This window comes from Enterobacter sp. H2G27, from assembly GCF_054403075.1.
Genome location: NZ_JBSVSI010000001.1, coordinates 3,513,639 through 3,538,373, shown reverse-complemented (window position 1 = coordinate 3,538,373; position 24,735 = coordinate 3,513,639). Strand labels below are relative to the sequence as shown.

General features: G+C 57.8%; 27 protein-coding genes. 13 read left to right on the top strand and 14 right to left on the bottom strand.

Going from position 1 to position 24,735, the window contains the following annotated elements:
- Positions 1 to 9: 9 nt before the first annotated feature.
- Positions 10 to 2,145 (top strand): ornithine decarboxylase, encoded by a 2,136-nt coding sequence (locus ACW9E7_RS16710; protein ID WP_458728116.1) that lies wholly within the window; start codon positions 10 to 12, stop codon positions 2,143 to 2,145.
- Between the two features lie 54 nt (positions 2,146 to 2,199).
- Here the strand turns inward: ACW9E7_RS16710 and ACW9E7_RS16705 are convergent, their stop codons facing one another.
- On the bottom strand, positions 2,200 to 2,892 hold the full coding sequence (locus tag ACW9E7_RS16705) for a response regulator (RefSeq protein ID WP_458728115.1): 693 nt from the start codon (positions 2,890 to 2,892) through the stop codon (positions 2,200 to 2,202).
- On the bottom strand, positions 2,882 to 4,507 hold the full coding sequence (locus ACW9E7_RS16700; RefSeq protein WP_164850639.1) for an ATP-binding protein: 1,626 nt from the start codon (positions 4,505 to 4,507) through the stop codon (positions 2,882 to 2,884). Before ACW9E7_RS16700 ends, ACW9E7_RS16705 begins: the two co-directional genes overlap by 11 nt.
- Positions 4,508 to 4,852: 345 nt before the next feature.
- Between ACW9E7_RS16700 and ACW9E7_RS16695 the strand changes: the two genes are divergently transcribed.
- The 8 genes from ACW9E7_RS16695 to citG are packed head-to-tail and all read left to right on the top strand — an operon-like array spanning position 4,853 to position 12,161.
- The gene (locus ACW9E7_RS16695; RefSeq protein WP_115876255.1) at positions 4,853 to 6,214 is read left to right on the top strand and encodes a 2-hydroxycarboxylate transporter family protein; all 1,362 of its coding nucleotides are present in this window, start codon (positions 4,853 to 4,855) and stop codon (positions 6,212 to 6,214) included.
- Positions 6,215 to 6,231: 17 nt separating this feature from the next.
- Positions 6,232 to 7,095 (top strand): fumarylacetoacetate hydrolase family protein, encoded by an 864-nt coding sequence (locus tag ACW9E7_RS16690; RefSeq protein WP_458728114.1) that lies wholly within the window; start codon positions 6,232 to 6,234, stop codon positions 7,093 to 7,095.
- A 10-nt stretch (positions 7,096 to 7,105) separates the two neighbouring features.
- On the top strand, positions 7,106 to 8,128 hold the full coding sequence (gene citC / locus ACW9E7_RS16685) for a [citrate (pro-3S)-lyase] ligase (RefSeq protein ID WP_458728113.1): 1,023 nt from the start codon (positions 7,106 to 7,108) through the stop codon (positions 8,126 to 8,128).
- 16 nt (positions 8,129 to 8,144) lie between these two features.
- Positions 8,145 to 8,438 (top strand): citrate lyase acyl carrier protein, encoded by a 294-nt coding sequence (gene citD / locus ACW9E7_RS16680; RefSeq protein ID WP_008499773.1) that lies wholly within the window; start codon positions 8,145 to 8,147, stop codon positions 8,436 to 8,438.
- Positions 8,435 to 9,310, top strand: a complete 876-nt coding sequence (gene citE, locus ACW9E7_RS16675; protein WP_039269783.1) for a citrate (pro-3S)-lyase subunit beta — start codon at positions 8,435 to 8,437, stop codon at positions 9,308 to 9,310. The genes citD and citE overlap by 4 nt, the downstream gene beginning before the upstream one ends.
- 10 nt (positions 9,311 to 9,320) lie before the next feature.
- Positions 9,321 to 10,838, top strand: a complete 1,518-nt coding sequence (gene citF / locus ACW9E7_RS16670) for a citrate lyase subunit alpha (protein ID WP_458728112.1) — start codon at positions 9,321 to 9,323, stop codon at positions 10,836 to 10,838.
- 2 nt (positions 10,839 to 10,840) lie between these two features.
- Positions 10,841 to 11,380, top strand: a complete 540-nt coding sequence (gene citX, locus ACW9E7_RS16665; RefSeq protein ID WP_111963233.1) for a citrate lyase holo-[acyl-carrier protein] synthase — start codon at positions 10,841 to 10,843, stop codon at positions 11,378 to 11,380.
- Complete coding sequence (gene citG, locus ACW9E7_RS16660) at positions 11,358 to 12,161, top strand: triphosphoribosyl-dephospho-CoA synthase CitG (protein WP_458728111.1); 804 nt, start codon at positions 11,358 to 11,360, stop codon at positions 12,159 to 12,161. The genes citX and citG overlap by 23 nt, the downstream gene beginning before the upstream one ends.
- A 79-nt stretch (positions 12,162 to 12,240) precedes the next feature.
- Here the strand turns inward: citG and ACW9E7_RS16655 are convergent, their stop codons facing one another.
- The 4 genes from ACW9E7_RS16655 to mutY form a co-directional block, all read right to left on the bottom strand.
- Complete coding sequence (locus ACW9E7_RS16655; protein ID WP_115876247.1) at positions 12,241 to 13,497, bottom strand: nucleoside permease; 1,257 nt, start codon at positions 13,495 to 13,497, stop codon at positions 12,241 to 12,243.
- Positions 13,498 to 13,734: 237 nt separating this feature from the next.
- Positions 13,735 to 14,811 (bottom strand): membrane-bound lytic murein transglycosylase MltC, encoded by a 1,077-nt coding sequence (gene mltC / locus ACW9E7_RS16650; RefSeq protein ID WP_111963230.1) that lies wholly within the window; start codon positions 14,809 to 14,811, stop codon positions 13,735 to 13,737.
- A 56-nt stretch (positions 14,812 to 14,867) separates the two neighbouring features.
- Complete coding sequence (locus tag ACW9E7_RS16645) at positions 14,868 to 15,140, bottom strand: oxidative damage protection protein (RefSeq protein ID WP_023309138.1); 273 nt, start codon at positions 15,138 to 15,140, stop codon at positions 14,868 to 14,870.
- 26 nt (positions 15,141 to 15,166) lie between these two features.
- Positions 15,167 to 16,219, bottom strand: a complete 1,053-nt coding sequence (mutY, locus tag ACW9E7_RS16640) for an A/G-specific adenine glycosylase (protein ID WP_458728110.1) — start codon at positions 16,217 to 16,219, stop codon at positions 15,167 to 15,169.
- A 144-nt stretch (positions 16,220 to 16,363) separates the two neighbouring features.
- Between mutY and trmB the strand changes: the two genes are divergently transcribed.
- The 3 genes from trmB to ACW9E7_RS16625 are packed head-to-tail and all read left to right on the top strand — an operon-like array spanning position 16,364 to position 18,182.
- On the top strand, positions 16,364 to 17,083 hold the full coding sequence (gene trmB / locus ACW9E7_RS16635) for a tRNA (guanosine(46)-N7)-methyltransferase TrmB (protein ID WP_127732277.1): 720 nt from the start codon (positions 16,364 to 16,366) through the stop codon (positions 17,081 to 17,083).
- Positions 17,083 to 17,409 carry a YggL family protein gene (locus ACW9E7_RS16630; protein WP_003862421.1) on the top strand — a complete coding sequence of 109 codons (327 nt, stop codon included), beginning with the start codon at positions 17,083 to 17,085 and terminating at the stop codon, positions 17,407 to 17,409. Before trmB ends, ACW9E7_RS16630 begins: the two co-directional genes overlap by 1 nt.
- Before the next feature lie 56 nt (positions 17,410 to 17,465).
- Positions 17,466 to 18,182, top strand: a complete 717-nt coding sequence (locus ACW9E7_RS16625; RefSeq protein WP_008499762.1) for a YggN family protein — start codon at positions 17,466 to 17,468, stop codon at positions 18,180 to 18,182.
- Between the two features lie 208 nt (positions 18,183 to 18,390).
- Here ACW9E7_RS16625 and hemW read toward each other — a convergent pair whose 3' ends face one another.
- From hemW to ACW9E7_RS16600, 5 genes are read right to left on the bottom strand one after another with little or no spacing between them, the layout of a single operon-like run.
- Positions 18,391 to 19,533 carry a radical SAM family heme chaperone HemW gene (gene hemW / locus ACW9E7_RS16620; RefSeq protein ID WP_458728109.1) on the bottom strand — a complete coding sequence of 381 codons (1,143 nt, stop codon included), beginning with the start codon at positions 19,531 to 19,533 and terminating at the stop codon, positions 18,391 to 18,393.
- On the bottom strand, positions 19,526 to 20,119 hold the full coding sequence (locus tag ACW9E7_RS16615) for an XTP/dITP diphosphatase (RefSeq protein WP_458728108.1): 594 nt from the start codon (positions 20,117 to 20,119) through the stop codon (positions 19,526 to 19,528). The genes hemW and ACW9E7_RS16615 overlap by 8 nt, the downstream gene beginning before the upstream one ends.
- Before the next feature lie 3 nt (positions 20,120 to 20,122).
- A complete protein-coding gene (gene yggU / locus ACW9E7_RS16610) occupies positions 20,123 to 20,419 on the bottom strand; it encodes a DUF167 family protein YggU (protein WP_023309131.1) in 297 nt (98 codons plus the stop codon).
- Positions 20,416 to 20,982: a YggT family protein gene (locus ACW9E7_RS16605; protein ID WP_111963226.1), complete on the bottom strand. Its 567-nt coding sequence runs from the start codon at positions 20,980 to 20,982 to the stop codon at positions 20,416 to 20,418. The genes yggU and ACW9E7_RS16605 overlap by 4 nt, the downstream gene beginning before the upstream one ends.
- 21 nt (positions 20,983 to 21,003) lie before the next feature.
- Positions 21,004 to 21,705 carry a YggS family pyridoxal phosphate-dependent enzyme gene (locus ACW9E7_RS16600; protein WP_115876245.1) on the bottom strand — a complete coding sequence of 234 codons (702 nt, stop codon included), beginning with the start codon at positions 21,703 to 21,705 and terminating at the stop codon, positions 21,004 to 21,006.
- Between the two features lie 17 nt (positions 21,706 to 21,722).
- Here ACW9E7_RS16600 and ACW9E7_RS16595 point away from each other — a divergent pair, with 17 nt between their 5' ends.
- Complete coding sequence (locus ACW9E7_RS16595) at positions 21,723 to 22,703, top strand: type IV pilus twitching motility protein PilT (protein WP_111963224.1); 981 nt, start codon at positions 21,723 to 21,725, stop codon at positions 22,701 to 22,703.
- 9 nt (positions 22,704 to 22,712) lie between these two features.
- Here ACW9E7_RS16595 and ruvX read toward each other — a convergent pair whose 3' ends face one another.
- From ruvX to gshB, 3 genes are all read right to left on the bottom strand, one after another.
- On the bottom strand, positions 22,713 to 23,129 hold the full coding sequence (ruvX, locus tag ACW9E7_RS16590) for a Holliday junction resolvase RuvX (protein WP_021242076.1): 417 nt from the start codon (positions 23,127 to 23,129) through the stop codon (positions 22,713 to 22,715).
- On the bottom strand, positions 23,129 to 23,689 hold the full coding sequence (locus ACW9E7_RS16585) for a YqgE/AlgH family protein (protein WP_020883695.1): 561 nt from the start codon (positions 23,687 to 23,689) through the stop codon (positions 23,129 to 23,131). Before ACW9E7_RS16585 ends, ruvX begins: the two co-directional genes overlap by 1 nt.
- A gap of 87 nt (positions 23,690 to 23,776) precedes the next feature.
- The gene (gene gshB / locus ACW9E7_RS16580; RefSeq protein ID WP_047173570.1) at positions 23,777 to 24,724 is read right to left on the bottom strand and encodes a glutathione synthase; all 948 of its coding nucleotides are present in this window, start codon (positions 24,722 to 24,724) and stop codon (positions 23,777 to 23,779) included.
- Positions 24,725 to 24,735: the final 11 nt, after the last annotated feature.

The following is a 24,735-nucleotide window of genomic DNA, read 5'->3' as shown; positions in this document are numbered from 1 at the left end:
ACTGCGCCTATGAAAACCATGAAAATTGCCGTCAGCCGCGAGCTGCTCTCCACTGTGTCTACGCACCGCGAAAAGGTGACGCTGGACAGCACTGATTTTACCGATGTGGCGGCTGTCGTCATCACAACGGCTGAAAGCCGCAGCGGTATCCTTGCACTGCTGAAACGCACGGGCTTTCAGCTGCCGGTGTTTATTTTCTCTCCGGAGCCAACGGAGGTGCCCGACGGCGCCACCGCGGTCATCTCGGGTAAAGCTCAGGAGTTTCTGGAACTGGAGAGCGCTGCCAGCCGTTATGAAGAGAATCTGCTGCCGCCTTTTTTCGACACCCTGAGCCAGTATGTGGAGATGGGCAACAGCACTTTTGCCTGTCCGGGCCACCAGCATGGCGCCTTTTTCAAAAAGCACCCGGCAGGGCGACAGTTCTATGATTTCTTCGGTGAGAACGTGTTTCGCGCCGACATGTGCAACGCCGACGTGAAGCTGGGCGATCTGCTGATCCACGAAGGCTCCGCCAAGCACGCGCAAAAGTTCGCGGCGAAAGTGTTTAACGCGGATAAAACCTACTTCGTGCTGAACGGCACGTCGGCGGCCAACAAGGTGGTGACCAACGCGCTGCTGACCCGCGGCGATCTGGTGCTGTTTGACCGCAACAACCATAAATCTAACCACCACGGGGCGCTGATCCAGGCGGGCGCCACGCCGGTTTATCTTGAGGCCGCGCGTAACCCGTTTGGCTTTATTGGCGGAATTGACGACCACTGCTTTGACGATGCGTATCTGCGGGATCTTATCCGCGAGGCGGCACCGGAGAAGGCCGATGAGGCACGTCCGTTCCGCCTGGCGATCATTCAGCTTGGCACCTACGACGGGACGATCTACAACGCCCGTCAGGTGATCGATAAGATCGGCCATCTGTGCGACTACATTCTCTTTGACTCCGCCTGGGTGGGCTACGAGCAGTTTATTCCGATGATGGCGGAAACGTCCCCGCTGTTGCTGGAGCTGAACGAGAACGATCCGGGGATTTTCGTGACCCAGTCGGTGCACAAACAGCAGGCCGGGTTCTCGCAAACCTCGCAGATCCATAAAAAGGATAACCACATTCGCGGTCAGGCGCGTTTTTGCCCGCACAAGCGGCTGAACAACGCGTTTATGCTGCATGCCTCCACCAGCCCGTTTTATCCGCTGTTCGCAGCGCTGGATGTGAATGCCAAGATCCACGAAGGGGAAAGCGGACGCAGGCTGTGGGCGGAGTGCCTCGAGCTGGGGATTGAAGCGCGCAAGGCAATCATTGCCAACTGTCATATGATCAAACCGTTTATCCCACCGGTGGTAGCGGGGCGGCCGTGGCAGGATCATCCGACGCACGCCATTGCCAGCGAGCTGCGCTTCTTCAGCTTCGAGCCGGGGGCCAAATGGCACGGCTTTGAGGGCTATGCAAGCGAGCAGTACTTTGTCGACCCGTGCAAGCTCCTGCTGACCACGCCGGGCATCGATGCCGAAACCGGCGAGTACACGGATTTCGGGATCCCGGCAACGATTCTGGCGCACTATCTGCGTGAAAACGGCATTGTGCCGGAGAAATGCGACCTTAACTCGATCCTGTTCCTGCTGACCCCTGCCGAAAGCAGCGAGAAGCTGGCACAGCTGGTGGCGATGCTGGGCCAGTTTGAACAGCATATTGAAGACGACACGCCGCTGGCGGACGTGCTGCCGACGATTTTTCAGAAATACCCGGTGCGCTACCGGGATTACACCCTTCGCCAGCTGTGTCAGGAGATGCACGATCTCTACGTCAGCTTCGACGTGAAGGATTTGCAGAAGGCGATGTTCCGCAAGGAGAGCCTGCCTGAGGTGGTGATGAACCCGCAGGATGCGAACCGGGCCTATATTCGAGGCGACGTGGAGCTGGTTCGCATACGGGATGCCGAAGGGCGGATTGCTGCCGAAGGGGCGCTGCCCTATCCGCCAGGCGTGCTGTGCGTGGTGCCGGGTGAAGTCTGGGGCGGGGCGGTACAGCGTTACTTCCTGGCGCTGGAGGAGGGCATCAACCTGCTGCCGGGCTTCTCGCCGGAACTGCAGGGCGTTTACAGCGAGAAGGATGCCGACGGGATTAAGCGGCTATATGGGTATGTGCTGAGATAGTGCGGGTTGCTGCCCTCACCCTAACCCTCTCCCCCAGGGAGAGGGAACGTCTCATCAAACCGCACTACGCTTGTACATCCTCCTTGGATGCCCAATCTTACCGTACAGCATCTCCACCGTCAGAAAACCCGCCTCGACGCAGTGTTCCAGATAGCGACGGGTGGTGGTTTTACTCAACCCCGTCTTGCTCACCACCTCATCCACGGTAAAGCAGTGCGTTGCCTTGTCGTTAAACAGCGACTGCACCCGCGCCAGCGTATTTTCCTCAATGCCTTTGCTGCCGTTGTCCAGGCGGTAGTTTTTCGCCTGCAGCTGATACAGCGAATCGACGTTTTGCTGGTCGACAATCTTCCAGACCCGCTGCTGTTCGGCAAACTGTACAAACCGCTCCAGCGACTGGCTGAGCCGCTTCCAGGAGACGGGTTTGAGGATGTAGTCGAACGCGCCGTTGCGGATGGCCTGGCTGCAGGTGTCCATATCGCTGGCGGCAGTAATAAAAATCACCGAGCAGTTGGCGCGGGCCAGCATGGGGTTATTGATAAGCGAGATCCCTTTGCCGTCCGGCAGGTAGTTATCCAGCAGCACCAGCTGCGGCTGTTTATTTGCAAGCTCTGCCTGGGCCGCAGCCAGCGACGAGGCAATGCCCACCAGCCTCAGACGCGGATGTTTGCCTATCAGCTCCGCGTGCAGTTGCGCCAGTTCGTTCTCGTCTTCAACAATCAGTACGTCGATAAGTTCATGTTGCATAGTCGGTGTCTTCCAGTTGCCGGGCGGTTCCCGTGGCCGGGATAAACAGGGAGAAAATGGCGCCGCGCGGGGTATTATCGGCAACTTCTATTGCGCCGCCAGCCTGTGTGACATAGCTTTCGATCAGATACAGACCAATCCCATGATCGCCGCGCGTCTTGGTGGTGATGCCGCGTTCAAAGATCCGCTCACGGATCTCCGGTGTAATGCCAACGCCCTGGTCGGCGACTTCAATAATCAGCTCCTGTTCGCTGAGCTTTATCAGCACCTCCACCGGCGCGTGGGGAAGCGGCGACCGCTGCGTCGCTTCGATGGCGTTATCCAGCAGGTTGCCAATAATTGAAATCAGTTCCTGCTCCCCGAGGGGGAGGAATGATTTATCCAGCCGACAGGCCGGATCGAAGCACAATTCAACGCCTTTCTCCCGCGCGCGGGCGGCTTTCCCCAGCAGCAGACCGCACAGGGTCGGTGAGCTGAAGCGCGAAGAGATAAAGTCCAGCAGCTCCTGGGCGTGTTCAGACTGCGCCTGAATGTAGCCAATCGCCTCCTCATAGCGGCCCATATGCAGCAGGCCGGAGAGGGTGGTCATCCGGTTTAACTGCTCGTGGCGCATAATGCGGAGGTTATCGACATAGCGTTTGACCTGGCTGAGCTGGGCGCTCAGCGAGTCGATCTCGTTGCGATCGCGGAAGGTGATCACCCAGCCCTGCAGCGACCCCTCAAGCATGATGTGTACCCGGCTGGCAATCACCGTGAGATCGTTAAAACGGCAAATCTCGTCATGGGTATCTTTCGCCAGCATCGTCTGCGTGTCGAAGAACGGGACCGGATCGATCACCTGGCTTATCAGCTGTCCGCGCAGTTCACGGGCCGGCTGGCTCAGGCCCAGCAGCTTGCGCGCCGCCTGGTTGATGACTTCAATCCGCCTTTGATCGTCAATGGCAATCACCCCTTCATAAATAGACTCCATCATGGCCTTCTGCTGACGCACCAGCAGGCCGATCTCGCGCGGCTCAAGGGAGAAGATCTGCTTCTTAATACTGCGGGTAAAGAACCAGGAGAAGATAAAGAGAGCAATCAGCAGCAGCACGGCGGCAATCAGAATGTTGACCACCTTACTGACGGTAATGGTGTCCAGGTAGCTGGTGAGATAGCCGACCGAAACGATGCCGACCACCTGTCCTGCAGCGTTGAAGATGGGGGCTTTACTGCGCAGCGAAATGCCCAGCCCGCCTTTGCGGATGGTGGTGATGCTTTTACCCTGCAATACGGCTTCGTTGTCACCGCCTACCAGCGTGGTGCCCACTCTGTCGGCAAAGACGGAGTGAAAAAGATGCTGGCCTTTATTATCACCAATCACAATAAAGCTGGCGTCGCTATGCGCAGAAATCTTCTGCATAAAATCATGGATGGCGTTGATATTCTTTTGTTCAACTTCATTACGCAATGTCGGAATAAGTGCAATCTCTTCAGCCTGTATTTTGGCTCGCGTACTCATTTCCTGATAAAGCTGTTTCCCTACGTCGGCATAATAATATCCGCCCAGTAACGCAAAAAGCACTGAGAAAAAGGCAACCAGCGAAATAAACAGCTTGATCTGGAAAGAGACTTTCATAACTATCACGTAAGGTAGCGACAAAGATCGCCAATATATCATCTTTTTTTGCGCGTACGCCCGCTTTGCCGAAAACTTGTGATCCCTTGCACAGCGGGCGCTGTAAAAGCGTTATCCAAAAGGCTAACGTGCTTTGGGCTGCATGAACAAATGTTATTTGTTTGTTCAATTTAGAAAAGAAACCATAAAAACCACGGCAATAAATAAGGTATAAATCACATTAAATAAAAGAAACCATTAAAACCATAGCTGCCATTAAAACTTCGCTTTTAATATGCCATCCCTCACATAAAGTAAGCCTTTGTGACTCTAAGCTGAACGCACAAAATAACCAAGGGGCTTATTATGAGCACAACTGACGATTCTTTCTCTGTTACCCACGACCCGATTGAAATTCAGCGACCTTCGCTCAAAGAGCGCTGGTGGCATATTATGGATACCTGGAAAATCGGGATTATTCCTCTGCCGCTGTTCGTTCTGGCGGGCGCGCTGATTGCCATTGATTGCCTGGGCGGAAAACTGCCGAGCGATATCGTGGTGATGGTCGCCACGCTGGCCTTCTTTGGCTTTGCCTGCGGCGAGTTTGGCAAACGCCTGCCGATTGTCGGCAAGCTCGGCGCGGCGGCGATTTGCGCCACGTTTATCCCTTCCGCGCTGGTCTATTACGGCCTGCTGCCGGACGTGGTGGTCGAGTCCACAACCAAGTTCTACAAATCCACCAACATTCTCTATCTCTACATCTGCTGCATTATCGTCGGCAGCATCATGAGCATGAACCGCACGGTGCTGATCCAGGGCTTCTTGCGCATCTTCTTCCCGATGCTGTGCGGTGAAATCGTCGGCATGCTGGTAGGGATGGGCGTCGGCCTGGCGCTGGGTCTTGAGCCGTTCCAGATCTTCTTCTTTATCATTCTGCCGATTATGGCGGGCGGCGTGGGCGAAGGTGCAATCCCGCTCTCCATCGGCTATGCCACCCTGCTGCATATGGATCAGGGCGTGGCGCTCGGCCGCGTGCTGCCGATGGTCATGCTCGGCGGGCTGACGGCAATCATCATCTCCGGCTGCCTGAACCAGCTCGGTAAACGCTACCCGCACCTGACCGGTGAAGGCCAGCTGATGCCTAACCGCGCCAATGCCGATGCCACCGTCTCTCAGCCTGCATTCTCCGGCAAGGCGGACGTGACCACTATCGCCTCCGGCGCGCTGCTGGCGGTGCTGCTCTACATGCTGGGCATGCTCGGCCACAAGCTGATTGGCCTGCCTGCTCCGGTCGGCATGCTGTTTATGGCGGTTCTGGTGAAGCTCTGTAACGGTGCCTCTCCACGCCTGCTGGAAGGCTCTCAGGTGGTGTACAAATTCTTCCAGACCTCTGTGACCTATCCGATTCTCTTTGCCGTTGGCGTGGCTATCACCCCGTGGCATGAACTGGTGGCCGCCTTCACGCTGACCAACCTGCTGGTGATTATCAGCACCGTCTCCGCGCTCGTGGCGACCGGCTTCTTCGTCGGCAAAAAGATTGGTATGCACCCGATTGATGTCGCCATCGTCTCCTGCTGCCAGAGCGGTCAGGGCGGTACCGGCGACGTGGCGATCCTGACCGCAGGCAACCGCATGAGCCTGATGCCATTCGCCCAGATTGCTACCCGTATCGGCGGGGCGATTAACGTCTCTGTCTCACTGCTGATTCTGGGCAACTTCCTCGTTTAAGTTTTCAGGAAAGAACAATGAAACTCGCAAGCTTTTTATACCAGGGAAAACGCAGCTACGGCATCGTCCAGGCCGACGGCGTGATTGATTTAGGCCGCCGTCTTGGCGACCGCTACAGCGACCTTAAAGCGCTGCTGCAGGGTAACGGGCTGGCACAGGCCACCCGCTACCTGAACGATGCCGTGGACGTGCCGATGAGCGCCATCACCTTCTTACCGGTGATTGAGCAGCCGGAAAAAATCCTCTGCGTGGGCATGAACTACGCCGAAAAGCGCAAGGAGTTTGACCAGCACAACCCGGCCCCAACCCTGTTTGTCCGTTTTCCGGATTCACAGACCGGCCACAACGAACCGGTGCTGAAGCCGCGCCACTCCAGCGAATTCGACTACGAAGGAGAGCTGGCGGTGATCATCGGTAAAGGTGGGGAAAACATCAGCCGTGACGACGCCCTGCGTCACGTGGCGGGCTACAGCTGCTACATGGACGGCTCCGCCCGCGACTGGCAGCACACCTGGTTTACCGCCGGTAAAAACTGGCGCAAAACCGGCGCGTTTGGCCCGTGGATGGCCACGGCAGATGAGATCCCCGATCCGCACAGGCTTGCAATCCGCACCTGGCTCAACGGCCGCATGGTGCAGGAAGACAACACCAGCAGCATGATCCACAAGGTTGCGGAGCTGATCGAGTACATCAGCACCTTCACCCGCTTAAGTCCTGGCGATGTGATCATCACCGGATCCCCGGGCGGGGTGGGTAAAAAGCGCAATCCGCCGCTGTTTATGAAAGAGGGCGATCGCATTGAGGTGGAGATCGAGCATATCGGTCATCTCAGCAACGTGATCGTGGAAGCGCCAGCCGTCGGGCTTGCGGCAGCACACTGAGTAAGGCGGCATGAACAGTCAACCCATCGATTTTCGCCACACCCTCGTGGCGAAACACCCGGAACGCTTAAGCCAGATCCGCTACCTGCTGGCAGACAGCGGCCTTGGCCTGGACAACGACATCACGCTGTTCGTCGAAGCCTGGTCCGGCTCGCAGCTGGTGGGTTGCGCAGGGCTTGCTGCCAACGTCATCAAATGCGTGGCGGTCAACGAGCAGCTTCGCGGCGAGAACCTCAGCGCGCGGCTGCTGGCAGAGGTGGAAAATGCGGCGCTGGAGTGCGGCCATTTTCACCTCTTCCTCTGCACCCGTCCGTGCAACCGGGAGCGCTTTGCCCGCAGCGGCTTCTGGCCGATTGCCCAGAGCGGGAACAACGCGGTGCTGATGGAGAACACCCCGCAGGGGATCGATCGCTACTGCCGTTCCCTGAGCGCGAAGCGCAAGTGCGGGAAGAACATTGGCGCCATCGTGATGAACGCCAATCCGTTCACCCTCGGCCACCGCCATCTGGTGGAGCAGGCGGCGCAGCGGTGCGATGCCCTGCATCTTTTTGTAGTGCGTGAAGACGCCTCGTTCTTCCCGTTCAGCGCGCGTCTGGAGATGGTGCGCGCGGGCGTGGCGCATCTGCCGAACGTCGTGGTGCATGAAGGCTCGCAGTACATCATCTCTCGCGCCACGTTTCCGGCCTACTTCCTGAAGGAGACCGGCAAAGTGCAGCAGGCGTGGAGCGAGATCGACGTGCTGATCTTCCGGGACTTTATCGCCCCGGCGCTGGGCATCACGCACCGCTTCATCGGCTCGGAGCCGTTCTGCGATATCACCCGCCAGTACAACCAGACGCTGCACGACCTGCTGGCCTCGCATATTGAGGTGGTGGAAATGCCGCGCATCAAGGCCACCGGTAACGCCATATCGGCGTCCGAAGTGCGTCGATTACTGAAGACACAGCAGTTTTCCCGGATCCGGGAGATTGTCCCGGACTCCACCTTCGCGCATCTCGAAACGCATTACCGTGCGAGTGCGGAAGTCGCTTAACTACCAGGAATTTATCATGAAAATTGTAAGGGAGGCGCTGGCCGGAACGCAGGAGTCCAGCGACCTGATGGTGAAAATCGCTCCCGCTCACGGCGAGCTGGAGATAGTCATCCACAGTGAAGTGATTAAGCAGTTTGGCGAGCAAATTCGCCAGGTGGTCAACGACACGTTGCGCGCCATGAACGTGCACCAGGGATTAATAATTATTGAAGACAAAGGGGCGCTGGACTGTGTGATCCGCGCCCGCCTGCAAAGCGCGCTGATGCGTGCCGCCGATGAACAGGCCATCAACTGGGGGGCGCTGAAATGAGCAAACTCCGCCGCAGTATGCTGTTCCTGCCGGGCGCTAATGCCGCCATGCTCTCCACAGCCTTTATCTACCGTCCCGACTCCATCATGTTTGACCTTGAGGACGCCGTTGCCCTGCGCGAGAAGGATACCGCGCGCATGCTGGTGTTCCATGCCCTGCAGCACCCGATGTATCAGGATATCGAAACCGTGGTGCGCATTAACCCGCTGAGCACGCCGTTTGGCCTGCTGGATCTGGAAGCCGCCGTGCGGGCAGGCGTGGACGTGATCCGACTGCCGAAAACCGACACGCCGGACGACATCTACGAGCTGGAAGGCCACCTTGAGCGCATCGAGCAGGAGTGTGGCCGCGAGGTCGGCTCCACCCGCGTAATGGCGGCGATTGAGTCGGCCATTGGCGTCATCAACGCCGTGGCGATTGCCCGCAGCTCTCCGCGCCTTATCGGCATTGCGCTGGCCGCCTTTGACTACGTGATGGACATGCAGACCGAGCGCGGCGACGGCACCGAGCTGTTCTACGCCCGCTGCGCCGTGCTGCACGCCGCCCGCGCGGCGGGTATCGACGCCTTCGACGTGGTGTGGTCAGACGTTAACGACGAGGCCGGGTTCCTGCGTGAGGTCGATCTGATCCGCAAGATGGGCTTTAACGGCAAATCGCTGATCAACCCGCGCCAGATTGACCTGCTGCACAACGCCTACGCCCCGACGCAGGAAGAGGTGGATCACGCCAGAAGGGTGATTGAGGCTGCAGAAGAGGGCGAGCGTAACGGCCTGGGCGTGGTTTCGCTTAACGGCAAAATGGTGGATGCACCGATTATTAACCACGCGCAGGTGGTGCTGGAGCGCGCGGCGGCCTCCGGCGTGCGTCGGTAAGGATGAAATAATGAATCAGACAGAACTTCTTCACGTGAATTTTCCCCATCTGCGGGACCTAAAACCGTTTGATACCGCCCACAGCGCCACGCCGTGGCTGGCGGACAGCGACGCGAAACACAGCCGCAAGCTCTGCGCCTCTGTTGAAGAGGCGGTTAAGCGCTGCAGCCTGCAGGACGGCATGACCATCTCCTTCCACCACGCGTTTCGCGAAGGCGACCGGGTGATCAACACCGTTGTGGCGCTGCTGGCGCGCATGGGCTTTAAAAACCTGACGCTGGCCTCCAGCTCGCTGATGACCTGCAACGACGCGCTGATCGAGCATATCGAAAGCGGCGTCATCACCCGGATTTACACCTCGGGCATGCGCGGCAGGCTGGCAGATGCCATCTCCCACGGGCTGATGGACGAGCCGGTGCAAATCCACTCCCACGGCGGTCGCGTGAAGCTGCTCCAGGACGGCGAGCTTAATATCGACGTGGCGTTTCTCGGCGTGCCGTGCAGCGATGAGTTTGGCAACGCCAACGGCATGCACGGCAAATCGTGCTGCGGCTCGCTGGGGTACGCCATGGTGGACGCGCACTTTGCCCGCAAGGTGGTGCTGCTGACCGAAGAACTGGTGCCGTTTCCTAATATGCCCGCCAGCCTGGTGCAGGACCAGGTGGACTACATCGTGCAGGTTGAAAGCGTAGGCGACCCGGCGAAAATCAGCGTCGGCGCGGCGCGCGTCACCAGCAACCCGCGCGAGCTGATGATCGCCCGCTATGCGGCGGACGTGATTGAGCATTCCGGCTACTTCAAACCGGGCTTCTCGATGCAGACCGGCTCCGGCGCGGCGGCCACGGCTTGCACCCGCTTTATGGAAGAGAAGATGGAGCGCAGCGGCGTGAAGGCACGCTTTGCGCTTGGCGGCATCACCGGCAGCCTGGTGGACCTGCACGAGAAGGGGCTGATCGAAAAGCTGCTCGATACCCAGTGCTTTGACGGCCAGGCGGCGGCTTCGCTGGCGCGCAACCCGAACCACGTGGAGATCTCCACCAACGTCTACGCCAACCCCGGCAGCAAGGCGGCAAGCTGCGACCAGCTCGACGTGGTGATCCTCAGCGCGCTTGAAATCGACGTTGATTTCAACGTCAACGTCATCACCGGCTCCGACGGGGTGATGCGAGGCGCGTCCGGCGGGCACTGCGACGTGGCCGCCGCGGCGAATCTGACCATCGTCGTCGCGCCGCTGCTGCGCAGCCGCATTCCCACGGTCGTGAAGCGGGTTACCACGCGCCTCACGCCGGGCGAAAGCATCGACGTGCTGGTCACCGACCACGGCATCGCGGTTAACCCGGCGCGTCCGGAAATCCGCGAGCGGCTGCTGGAAGCCGGGCTGAAGGTTGTGGATATCAACGCGCTGTACGAGCGGGCGATCTCCCTGACCGGCGTCCCTAAACCGATAGAGTTTACCGACAAAATCGTCGGGGTGATCCGCTACCGCGACGGCAGCGTGATCGACACCGTGCGACAGGTGAAGGAGTAAGTATGATTTCAGCGACACCCGTGCGGACGGGTGTCAGCCTGGACGAACTGCTGGCGGCGAAAGAGCGCCGCGCAGCGCGCCAGGCTGACATGCTCGAGCACTATCAACAGCCGGTGATTTCCCTCACGCTGGTCACGCCGGGGGAAATCAAGGACAGCCTGCGCTATCGCAATACCATGGGCGTGGCGCTGCAGATGTGCGACCAGCTGCTGTGGGAAAAACGCTGGCAGGTGCTGGACCGCCAGGTTCTATGGCTCCCGACCGGGCCAGAAGCCCTGTGGTGCGTTGCCCATCCGGCGGCGGAAATCAAAGCGCACTGTGCGGATCTGGAGCAGACGCACCCGCTCGGCAGACTGTGGGACCTGGACGTGATCTGCCCTCAGCACGGCCACGTCGGGCGTCAGTCGCTGGGCGCAAATCTAAGGCGTTGTCTGATCTGCGACGAGCCCGCTCATGCCTGTTCCCGTTCGCGCGCTCATCCTGTGGAGCAGGTGGTTTCCCGCGTGGAGAAAATGATCGATGACTGGTTTGCTCGCGACTAAACCGCGCCCGATTGACGTGCCTGCGCTTGCCGAAGCGGCGCTGTGGCAGGAGCTGGAGCTGACGCCCAAGCCGGGGCTGGTGGACAAGCTCAATAACGGTTCCCATCGCGATATGGACCATGCGCTGTTCGTTCGCAGCATTATGGCGATTACGCCGTGGTTTACGCGTTTTGCCGAGTTGGGCAGCGCGCATGCGGATAAACCCGCTGGCGAACAGCTAAGGCTTCTCCGCCCGATGGGGATGGCCTGCGAGCAGGCGATGTACGCCGCGACGAACGGAGTGAATACCCACAAGGGCGGGATTTTTGCCCTGGGTTTACTGTGCTTCGCCGCCGGTCGTGTGAAAAAGATCTCCGCAGATAGCCTCTGCTGTGAGGTGAGTAACATCTGCCGCGGGCTGGTGTCGCGGGAGCTGGCCGCACGCAGCGGGCAGGCGACGGCGGGCGAGCGGCAGTTTCAGCAGTACGGCTTAACCGGGGCGCGCGGCGAGGCTGAGAGCGGCTTTGCGACGGTCCGTAAGGCGCTGGCGCAGTGGAACGGACATTCACTTCACGGCCTGCTGTTACGCCTGATGGCGGTTAATCAGGACAGTAATCTGGTTTCACGCGGCGGCATGGAAGGGCTGCGCTACGTTCAGGGCTATGCGCGGGAATTACTGGCCACTGGCTGGGACCGCGAGGCGTTGCTTAAGATGGATAACGCACTGATTGAACGGAACCTGAGCCCGGGCGGCAGCGCGGATTTGCTGTCGGTGGGTTGGGTGCTGTCTGGAATAAAATAGCCGGGTGGCAGCTTCGCCTTACCCGGCCTACGGTCTTGTTTTGTAGGCCCGGCAAGCGCAGCGCCACCGGGCACAACAATCAATGCGCGATCGGCTGCGCACCGTGCGGCTCGCGCACGTGCTTGTACTTGAACAGCGCGATGAACGCGAAGAACAGCACCAGCGAGTACGCCGCGAAGATCAGCCACACCGGCTGCCAGTTGGTGATGCCGTTAGTGGTGTACATCTCAACCACTTTACCGCTAACCACGCCGCCCAGAATACAGCCGAAGCCGTTGGTCATCATCAGGAACATACCCTGCGCGCTGGCGCGGATTTCAGGCTTCACTTCTTTTTCCACAAACACCGAACCGGAGATGTTGAAGAAGTCGAAGGCGCAGCCGTAAACAATCATCGACAGCACCAGCAGCACGGTGCCGAACGGACTTGGATCGCCGTAGGCGAACAGGCCGAAGCGCAACATCCACGCCGCGATACTGATCAGCATGACGTTCTTGATGCCGTAGCGGCTCAGGAAGAACGGGATGGTCAGGATGAACAGCGTCTCAGAGATCTGAGAGATGGACATCATGACCGACGCATGTTCAACGATAAAACTGCCGGAGAACAGCGGGTTGTTATCGAAGCTGTGCAGGAAGGTGTTGCCGAACATGTTGGTGATCTGCAGCTCCGCGCCCAGCAGCATGGAGAAGATAAAGAAGATCGCCATGCGTTTGTTTTTGAACAGCGCGAAGGCGTCCAGGCCGAGCATGGTGCTCCAGCTCTGGTTTTTCTGCTGGTTAGAAACCGGAATGGTCGGCAGCGTCAGGGTGAAGATCGCCAGCACCACGGAGAGCGCCGCACCGATATAGAGCTGCATATGGCTCAGTTCGAAGCCCGCGAAGCTCACGCCCCACATCGCCATGATAAAGCCGATGGTGCCCCAGATACGGATTGGCGGGAAATCGGTCACGATATCCATATCCGCAGACTTCAGGCGGTAGTAGGAGATGGTGTTGATCAGCCCAAGCGTTGGCATATAGGCCAGCGAGTTAAGCAGGATCACCATGAACATTGCCCCCGGCGTGGTCACCTGGGCTGCCATAAACAGCGTCCCCGCACCCACCAGATGACAAAGCATGTACAGCCATTTTGCGCTTAGCCATTTATCCGCCACGATGCCCAGCAGCGTTGGCATGAAGACAGCCGCAATACCGAGCGAGCTGTAGACGGCACCGATTGACGCACCATCGAACTTGAGCGTCACAAACATATAGGAGCCGAGTGTAGTCAGCCAGCTACCCCACAGGCAGAACTGCAGAAACGACAATATTTTAAGCTGCAGCTTAAGGTTCATGTTACTTTCCTCACAAGTGAGCGGGAGATATGTTGTTTTGGGAACATTCAGGGTTGTTATTTGATGCAATTCTATCAGTTGGCAACGATATGTTTTGTTACCTCCCGCAAAAAAATGCAATCCACATTAATTTGCAGTTTGGATTGTGATGCAAATAACATTTTCGTATGGGTGGGTGATGGGGGCGGCCTGATGCCCTCACCCCAAAGGGGAGAGGGCAGGGTGAGTGGCCGTTTTTTAGCGACGACGGTAGTTCTTCTGCGCCGTATTCACCTTATACAGATAGCGACGGGATTCCGCAGACGGGTGGCGGGTGGTGAGGGTAGAGTAGACATCCCCCGGCGCCATGCTGTTGATGATGTTCGCGGCCTGCACTTTGTCATTTGAGAAGACGCGCAGCACGCTGCCCGCGCCGCCGTTATAGGCGGTGATCACCGCATAGCGGCGTGACGTCGGGTTGTCTATGCCGCCGAGGTAGACATTGTTCAGCATCGCCAGATAGGCCGTGCCGGTATCAATGTTGCTCTGCGGGTCGAACAGATAGCTGCGGCTCGGCGTGCCGGATTTACCCTGCGCGCGGAAGACGTCTTTACCGGCGCTGTGCTGCACAACCTGCATCAGCCCCAGGGCATCGGAACGGCTTACCGCATACGGGTTAAACGAGGATTCGGTCTGCATAATCGCCAGGATCAGCGACTCATCCACGCCGTATTTACGCGAGGCCTGACGAACCATGCCCAGATACTTATGCGCACGCTTGTCGAGGTGGTTCGGGACGAGGTTGATGGTGACGCTATAGATGATCTTCAGACCGTTAGAGCGGCTCTTCAGGCGCGTCTGCAGCAGGTAGTCGGCAAATTTCGTGGCGCGGCCTTCCCAGCGGATCGGCTGACCGGTCTGATCGACGACCTGACCGTACAGGAACGGCTCTTTCGAGATGGTGATATCGTCGGCATCGGAGTAGAGATCGATAGAGCCAGGATCGTCACCCATCAGCAGGGTTTTGATTATCGCCTGACGGAGTCGTGCCGCAGGGTCCGTGCCTGCAATGGTCTCAATCGTGATCGTCCCCTCATCAAAGTTGATGTGGCTACGGGTCAGATAGGCGTCGGTGTACTTAACGTAGTCCTTAGGTCCGGCAATAAGAACTTCGTTAAATCCCCATATATTCTCGATGTTGTGGGCAAACTGCCCCATCAAAATGTCAAAACCGTTGGTGTCCTTGATCCAGGCTTCGTTGTAATCTTCGCCTTTTTTTGACGAACACGAGACAAGCAACGGCGCAACAAGGGCTAGCGCTAAAAGTTTTTTCATCATTCCGGGAGTGCGTGTTGTGTTTGCTTTAACGGCGGGGTTTCCCCCGCACGCTGTTATTTTTCCGGTGGCGTATAGCCTTCGATGTGCACGTCTTTTCCTTCGAACAGGAAGCTCACCATCTCCTGCTCAAGCAGCTTGCGGTGTTCCGGGTTCATCATGCTGAGTTTCTTCTCGTTGATCAGCATGGTCTGCTTTTTCTGCCACTGTCCCCAGGCTTCTTTGGAGATTTCATTGTAGATGCGTTTACCCAGGTCGCCCGGATAAAGCTGGAAATCCTGGCCTTCAGCGTCACGCTGCAGGAAAGTACAAAAAATCGTTCTGGCCATACTCATTCCTCTTTTTCTTGTCGATGCTAAACCATTGCACCGGCACGTAATTGCTGTAACAGGCGCTCCACGGGAGCCGCCAGTCCGACTGATGGCGGTTGCGTTAAGTTATACCAGAGAGCGGTGCCTTCATCCATGCACGAGGCGAAGGAGGACACGGGAAGCCACATCGGCACAATATCCAGATGGAAATGGCTGAAGGTGTGGCGAAACGCGGTCAACTGCGTCAGGTTATCGGCAGCAATCCCGCGCTTTTTAAGCCATTCACGCAGCAAGTCTTCATCTTCAAACTGTGGGAAGCAGTATAGACCCCCCCACAGACCGCTCGGCGGACGCTGGGCGAGGAAGACCTCGTCACCGTGCTGCATCAGCAGCATATAGCCGGTGCGCTCCGGCAGCGTCTGCTTGGGTTTCTTACCCGGATACTGCGCCCATGAATGGTTGGCATACGCCACGCAGAGATTATTCACCGGGCAGAGTTCGCATTTTGGTTTTGAGCGCGTGCAGACCATGGCGCCGAGATCCATCATCGCCTGGTTGAAACGCTCGACGCCGTTAGCCGGAGTAACCGCCTCACTTATTTCCCAAAGACGTTTTTCAACGTCCTTCTTCCCCGGCCAGCCGTCGACGGCATAGCAGCGCGCCAGCACGCGCTTCACGTTGCCGTCGAGGATAGGGAAATGCTTGCCTAAAGACAGGGAGAGAATAGCACCTGCGGTTGAACGTCCAACGCCGGGGAGATCGGCCACCTCATCGAAGGTTTCCGGGAACTTCCCGCTGTGGCGCGTGGCGACCTGCTGTGCGGCCTTGTGAAGGTTACGCGCGCGGGCGTAATAGCCAAGACCGGTCCACAGGTGCAGGACCTCGTCCAGCGGCGCGTTGGCCAGATCGGTCACCGTCGGGAAGCGCGCCATAAAACGCTCGAAGTAAGGGATCACCGTGGCGACCTGCGTTTGTTGCAACATCACCTCGGAGAGCCATACTTTGTAAGGCGTTTTTTCAATTTGCCAGGGCAGGGTTTTACGCCCGTATTTGTCGTACCAGTCCAGCACCTGGGCTGAAAATTGAGAGGCTTGCATGGTCATCGATTCGCATAATCAGGGACGCAGATTGCAGCACAGCGTCAATCTGCTGTAAACCGGATCTTTCCCATGCTTGCATAGAAGCCTTAACTTTGGATAATGCCCGTTTCCCGAACATTCTCACAAGCAGACAACTCTTTTATGAAAAACGACGTCATTTCACCGGAATTTGATGAAAACGGTCGCCCGCTGCGCCGTATTCGCAGCTTTGTCCGTCGTCAGGGCCGCCTGACAAAAGGTCAGCAACACGCGCTGGACAACTACTGGCCGGTGATGGGCGTTGAGTTCAGCGAGCAGCCTCTGGATTTTGCCGAGCTGTTTGGCCGCGACGCGTCGGTCACGCTGGAAATTGGCTTCGGTATGGGCGCCTCGCTGGTGACCATGGCGAAAGCTCGCCCGGAGCAGAACTTCCTCGGTATCGAAGTGCATTCGCCGGGCGTGGGCGCGTGTCTGGCAACGGCCCACGAAGAGGGCGTTGAGAACCTGCGCGTGATGTGTCACGACGCGGTGGAAGTGCTGCACAAAATGATTCCTGACAATTCTTTAACCATGGTTCAGCTCTTTTTCCCTGACCCGTGGCACAAAGCGCGTCATAATAAACGCCGTATCGTTCAGGCGCCGTTTGCCGAGCTGGTAAAAAGCAAGCTGAAGCTGGGCGGTGTCTTCCATATGGCGACCGACTGGGAACCGTATGCGGAACATATGCTGGAAGTGATGTCGTCGCTGGACGGTTACAAAAACCAGTCTGCGAGCAACGACTATGTACCGCGTCCGGAATCGCGTCCGGTAACGAAATTTGAACAGCGTGGCCATCGTCTTGGTCACGGTGTATGGGACTTAATGTTCGAGAGGGTGAAATAATGGCAAAGAATCGTAGCCGTCGTCTGCGTAAAAAGATGCACATCGAAGAATTCCAGGAAGTGGGCTTCTCCGTTGCGTGGCGTTTCCCAGAAGGCACCAGCGTTGAACAGATCGATCAGGACGTGGATGCGTTCATCAACGAGGTGATCGAGCCAAACAAACTGGCCTTCGACGGTAGCGGCTATCTGGCCTGGGAAGGTCTGATCTGCACCCAGGAAGTGGGTAAATGCACCGAAGAACATCAGGCTCTGGTACGTAAGTGGCTTGAAGACCACAAGCTCGAAGATGTCCGCGTCAGCGAACTTTTCGACGTTTGGTGGGACTAATTAAGCAGTAAGGGGCCAGCATTAGCTGGCCCGTTTTGTCTGAGGGAGTGTTTAAGATGCGCAAAACGTTGCTGGCAGTTGCTTTGATGGCAACCGGATTCACCGCCCATGCGGATTATCAATGTAGCGTCACCCCGCGTGATGACGTGGTGTTAAGCCCGCAAACCGTGCAGGTCAAAGGCGAGAACGGCAATCTGGTGATTACGCCAGAAGGGAACGTCACCTATAACGGCAAGCAGTACAACCTGACTGCCGCACAGCGCGAGCAGGCGAAAGACTACCAGTCCGAATTGCGTACCGCGCTGCCGTGGATTAATGAAGGTGCCCTGACGCGCGTCGAAAAGAGCCGCGTGGCGCTGGATAAGATCATCACCAAAGAGGTGGGGGAGAGCAGCAACATGCGCACCCGCCTGACGAAGCTGGACAAGCAGCTTAAAGAGCAGATGAACCGTATTATCGAGACGCGCTCCGACGGCCTGACGTTCCACTATAAGGCGATCGATCAGGTCCGTGCCGACGGGCAGCAGCTGGTGAACCAGGCGATGGGCGGCATCCTGCAGGACAGCATCAACGAGATGGGCGCCAAAGCGGTGCTGAAAGGCGGCGGTAACCCGCTGCAGGGCGTGCTGGGCAGTCTGGGTGGCCTGCAGACCTCCATTCAGAACGAGTGGAAGAACCAGGAAGATGATTTCCAGCAGTTCGGCAAAGACGTGTGTAAGCGCGTGGTGTCGCTGGAAGACAGCCGTAAGGCGCTGGTGGGGACGCTGAAGTAAGTTCCCCTCACCCTATCCCTCTCCCCAAAGGGGCGAGGGGATGGTTTGCTCCCTCTCCCTTTCAGGGTGTACGGTCCGGGGACATGGCGAACAATTTTTAACATCCTTTACCCATGGTGATCGCCTATCTCTTCAGGTCGATCATCCCCACACTCTGCCAACCTTTCCCTCAGCCGGCAGAACGGGATGCAAAATCCTGAATCCGCCTTCAGGATTCTTCGGCGAGGAACAGCTCAAGAAGGGAGTTTAAGAACAGCTTGCCGTGCTCGGTGATCTGCCAGTATTCCTCACTCTCGGTGAGATACCCCTGCGCCAGCGCTTCGTCAATCTGCGGGCGAATCACCGATTCCGCCAGCCCTGTGTACAGCGCAAACTCCGCGCGCGGCGCGGCTTCCAGCAGACGGAAGCGGTTCATAAAGAACTCAAACGGCTTATCCGCCGCTTCGACGTCGTGCTGGCGCTCCAGGTAGCGGCCTTCCATATACCCGCGCGGGTGGCGGGTTTTGGCAGTACGCAGAATCCGCCCGTCCGGGAAGGTCACCTTGCCGTGCGCGCCGCAGCCAATCCCGAGATAGTCACCAAAACGCCAGTAGTTCAGGTTGTGCTGACACTGGTAGCCCGGCTTTGCATACGCCGACGTTTCGTACTGCTGATAGCCCGCAGCGGTTAAAAGCCTGTGACCCTGCTCGAAGATATCCCACAGCGCGTCGTCATCCGGCAGCACCGGCGGACGCGAGCCAAACAGGGTGTTGGGCTCGATGGTGAGCTGGTACCACGACAGGTGCGGCGGGTTCAGTTCGATCGCCTGGCGCAGGTCGTCCAGCGCCTCTTCCAGCGATTGATCCGGCAGGCCGTGCATCAAATCCAGGTTAAAGCTGCGCAGGCCCAGACCGGTCGCCAGGTTTGCCGCGCGCTTCGCCTCTTCCGGGCCGTGAATACGCCCCAGGCGCTTCAGTTTCGGCTCGCTAAAGCTCTGCACGCCGATGGAGATGCGGTTCACGCCCGCGCGCTGATAGTCGACAAAACGGTCGGCCTCAACGGTACCGGGGTTGGCTTCCATCGTGATTTCAGCATCCGCTGCCAGGTTCAGGCGCGCACGCACGCCGTCCAGCAGCGTTTGCATCGCCGGGCCTGACAGCAGGCTCGGCGTACCGCCACCTATGAAAATGGTCTTAACTTCACGTCCCTGTGCGTAAGGTACATCGGCGTCCAGGTCGGCCAGCAGATGCGCAACGTAGTCATCGTGCGGCACTTCGCCCTTCAGCGCGTGCGAGTTGAAATCGCAGTACGGGCATTTCTGCACGCACCACGGGATGTGAATATAAAGACTCAGAGGCGGCAAATTAGCCATTACGCAGTGCTTCCAGTAACAGTTTCAGCGCGCGTCCACGGTGGGATATCGCGCTTTTCTCTTCGCGGGTCAGTTCCGCAGCGGTTTTGCCCTCGGTCGGGACAAAGAAAATCGGATCGTAGCCAAAGCCGCCGTTGCCAGCCGCTTCACGAGTAATCACGCCCGGCCAGCTGCCGTGGCAGACGATCGGCGTAGGGTCTTCCGCGTGGCGCATATAGACCAGTACGCAGTGGAACTGCGCGGAGCGCTGTTCGTCCGGTACGTCTTTCAGGGTGACAAGCAGCTTTTCCAGATTCTGCTGGTCGGTGGCGTCAACGCCGGAATAGCGCGCGGAGTAAATCCCCGGTGCGCCGCCGAGAAAATCCACGGCCAGGCCGGAGTCGTCAGCAATCGCGGGCAGGCCGGTAATCTGCGCGGCGTGACGCGCTTTCAGGATCGCGTTTTCGATAAACGTCAGCCCCGTCTCTTCGGCGGAATCCACGCCAAGATCGGTCTGGGCGACCACGTCCAGACCAAAATCATTTAATAGCGAGGCCAGCTCGCGCACTTTACCGGCGTTGCCGGTCGCGAGAACAACTTTCTGCATGGTTTAGTCCTGTTCTTTCAGAGCCGCGACTTCCGTCGGGATAGATTGCGGATTAAGGATTTTTACCTGTTTATGTCGCCCAAGTTCACCTTTTTCAATGATGACCTGGCTTTTGGCGACGCGAAACTGTTTTGCCAGATATTTGGTCAGATGCGCGTTCGCCTGGCCGTCAACCGGCGGGGCGGTGATGGCGACTTTTAACTCGTCGCCATGCAGCCCAACAATACCGTCACGGCTGGCTTTGGGCTGAATATACAGCCGCAAAACCAGCCCGTCAGCGCAGGTGCTTACTGCACTCATAGCGCCATCCACAGCCCCGGCAGCAGCATATTGCCCGTGGACTGCAGCAGCTCAGCGATCCCCATGTTGACCACATAGAGCAGCAGTACCAGGATCATCGGCGAGAAATCAATACCGCCCATCGAAGGCAGCAGGTTGCGAATCGGGCGCAGCAGCGGTTCGGCCAGTTGGATCAGCGCATATTCTACCGGACTACGGCCCTGGCTTACCCAGCTCATGATGGCCATGACCAGCAGCACCCAAAAAATCAGCAGACCGACGGTCTTGATTAAAATCAGGACCGCAGCAATCCAGATAATCGGCTGGAAGGTGATGACCATAAACAGCACGATCGCTTTGATAACGCTCAGAATAAACGCCACCAGCAGAGACGAACTGTCGATGGGGCCCATCGCCGGGATAATACGACGCAGCGGTCCGACAACAGGCTGCGTGATTTTCACGACAAACTGCGAGAACGGATTGTAAAAATCACAGCGGGCCCACTGCATCCAGACGCGCAGCAAAAGCGCCATCGTATACAGCTCAAGCACAGTTGAGAGCAGGAAAGTCAACGTCTTCATGGCGTTCCTCAGGTTTCCTTATTATTTTGAGTAGTCGCGCGCACCGAAAATTGCCGTGCCGATGCGCACCATAGTGCTGCCTGCCGCGATGGCGGCTTCCATATCGTCCGACATGCCCAGAGAAAGCGTGTCTACCGTGTTATAGCGCGCTTTAAGCGCCTCAAATGCTACAGCCATTTGCTGTGCCACGGCAAACTGCCTTTCATAACTTGACTCAGGCGCCGGAATTGCCATCAGCCCGCGCAGGGTTAGGCGCGGCAGGGCGGCCACTTCGGCTGCCAGCGCATCCAGCTCGCTCAGCGCAATGCCGGACTTGCTGTTTTCATCGCTGATGTTGATTTGAATCAGCACGTTAAGCGCTTGCATCTCTGACGGACGCTGGTCGTTCAGGCGTGTCGCAATGCGCAGACGGTCAACGGTATGGCACCAGTCAAAGTGCTCCGCCACCAGACGGCTTTTGTTCGACTGCAGTGGACCAATAAAGTGCCACTGCAGATCCGTATTCCCCTGTTCCTGGAAGGAACGAATTTTATCCACGCCTTCCTGGACGTAGTTTTCACCAAACGCGCGTTGGCCTGCGTCAATAGCTTCTGCGATGGCGCTCGCAGGCTTGGTTTTGCTGACTGCAAGCAGCGTAATTTCTTCTGAAGCCCGGCCGCAACGCGTTGCGGCGGCTGAGATTTTGTCCCGGACCTGTGCCAGGTTATGCGCAATGTCGTTCATTTTCCGAGGAGTAGTCTATGGATGTGGAAGAAATTGTGGCCCTTAGTGTAAAGCATAACGTCTCCGATCTACACCTGTGCAGTGATTCGCCACCCCGCTGGCGCAGAACGGGCCGCCTTGAACCGGCACCGTTTCCTCCTCCTGACGTCGGGGCGTTGTTAAAAGCGTGGCTCAACGATGAGCAGCAGGGAACATGGTGGGCAAATGGACAGGTGGATTTTGCCGCGACGGTAACGGGAGGCCAGCGTCTGCGCGGGAGTGCCTTTAAGCAGATGCGCGGTGTCTCTGTGACGCTGCGGCTGTTGCCGCGTACCTGTCCGCAGCTCGCTACGCTGGGCGCGCCGCGGGCAATCCCGGAACTGTTATCCAATGACGCCGGGCTGATTCTGGTCACGGGGGCGACCGGCAGCGGCAAATCCACTACGCTGGCGGCGATGGTCGATTTTCTCAACCACCATACTGACGGCCATATCCTCACGCTTGAAGATCCGGTGGAGTTTATCTATCAGAGCGAGCGTTGCCTGATCCAGCAGCGGGAGATTGGCCAGCACAGTCCGTCATTTGCCGACGCGCTGCGCAGCGCCTTACGCCAGGATCCGGACGTTATTTTGCTGGGGGAGCTGCGCGACAGCGAAACGATCCGCCTGGCGCTAACGGCGGCGGAAACCGGACATCTGGTGCTGGCGACGCTGCATACGCGCGGGGCATCGCAGGCGATTGAACGGCTGGTCGATACGTTCCCGGCGCAGGAGAAAGATCCGGTGCGTAACCAGCTGGCCGGCAGCCTCCGGGCAGTGCTGGCGCAGAAGCTGCTTCCCGATCTGCAGGACGGCCGCGTCGCGCTGTATGAACTGCTGGTGAACACCGCTGCGGCGGCAAATCTTATTCGTGAAGGGAAAACGTGGCAACTGCCCGGCATCATCCAAACCGGTCTGCAGGCAGGAATGCAGAACTTTGACCAGAGCCTGGCGGAGAGACGGGCGCAGGGGCGGCTGTAGGCCCCGTGCTTAAAAGCCCTGTTCGAAATAGCTTTCGAGGATAATCACGGCAGAAGCGGAGTCCACGCTGCCTTTGTTGAGCGCCCGGAAGCCGCCGTGCTCAAACAGACCCGCACGCGCTTCGACGGTGCTAAGACGCTCGTCGTGAAGCTTAACGGAGACGCCAAAGCGGCCATGGATTTTATTGGCGAACTTTCGCGCCCGGGCGGTAAGCGGCTGTTCGGTACCGTCCATGTTCAGCGGCAGCCCAACAATAACGTCATCCGGCTGCCACTCCTTGAGCAGACGCTCAATAAGATTCCAGTCCGGCGTACCGTCGTTGGCCTTCAGGGCAGTAAGCGGACGCGCGGTACCGGTGATGCGCTGCCCCACGGCGACGCCAATGCTTTTGGTGCCAAAATCGAAGGCCAGAAGCGTTCCGCTCATCAGGCGTGCCCCGCTACGCCAGGCATGGTCAGGATATCAATACCAATCAGCTTCGCCGCGTCACGCCAGCGATCGGCGATGGGGGTTTTAAACAGGATATTCATGTCCGCAGGCGCGGTAAGCCATGCGTTATCGAGGATCTCCTGCTCAAGCTGGCCTTTCTCCCAGGACGAATAGCCCAACGCCACCAGCACTTCAGAAGGCTGCTCTGCGGTACCCAGCGTTTCGAGCACGTCACGCGAGGTGGTGATGACGGTGTTATCCGAAATTCGAATACTGGAAGAGAACACCGGCGGCGTATGCAGGATAAAACCGCGATCTTCTGCAAGAGGTCCGCCCAGCATCACAGGTTTATCAAGCCGTATTTCCGGCAGGCGCTCTTCAGCCGAGATTTTCAGCTTGTCCAGAATTCCTTCAACCTGAAGATTTTCCAGCGGTTTATTAATGATAATACCCATCGCGCCGTCTTCATTGTATTCACAAATATAAACCACGGCGCGGCGAAAAATCGGGTCCTGGAGAGCAGGCATGGCAATAAGAAAGTGATGCTGTAAATTCATTGTCAGAGGTACTGTTTCCTGGTTTAAAAAGCGACAGCGCCCAGTATGGGGACAAACACAGGCGCTGTCACTAATAGTATTGTTAGGTTATTTCTGTAAACGTTTTTCGATAGCGTCCATCAGCATTCCGGTGATCGAAATCGGGAATTCAGCCTCAATTTCACGAATGCAGGTCGGGCTGGTGACGTTCACTTCGGTCAGACGATCGCCGATGATATCCAGGCCAACGAAGATCAGGCCTTTGGCTTTCAGCGTCGGGCCAACGCGGCGGGCAATTTCCCAGTCGCTTTCGGTCAGCGGACGCGGTTCGCCGCGGCCACCGGCGGCCAGATTACCGCGGGTTTCACCACCCTGCGGGATACGCGCCAGGCAGTAAGGAACCGGTTCGCCATCCACGACCAGAACGCGTTTGTCGCCGTCTTTGATCGCCGGAATATAGTTCTGCGCCATGCAGTAACGCGTGCCCAGTTCGGTCAGGGTCTCGGCAATCACGCCAATGTTCGGGTCGCTCTCTTTCACGCGGAAAATCGACGCACCGCCCATGCCGTCCAGCGGCTTCATGATGATGTCGCCGTGCTTCTGCCAGAATTCCTTCAGCTGCGCTTTGCTGCGGGTCACCAGCGTTTCCGGCGTCAGGTCAGAGAACCAGGCGGTGTAGAGCTTCTCGTTGCAGTCGCGCAGGCTCTGCGGCTTGTTGACGATCAGCGTTCCTTTCTCTTCTGCGCGTTCGAGAATATAGGTGCAGTAGATGTATTCAGTGTCGAATGGCGGATCTTTACGCATCAGGATGACGTTGAGATCGGCAAGCGCAATGTCCTGTTCGGTGCCGAATTCGTACCATTTGTCGTAGTTCTGCTCGACGTTAACGATGCGGGTGCGGGCGCGGGCTTCACCGTTGATCAGGTAAAGATCGTTCATCTCCATATAGTGGAGTTCATAGCCGCGACGCTGCGCTTCCAGCAGCATGGCGAAGCTGGAATCTTTCTTAATGTTAATGTTTGCGATGGGGTCCATCACGATGCCGAGCTTGATCATGTTCTTCTCCG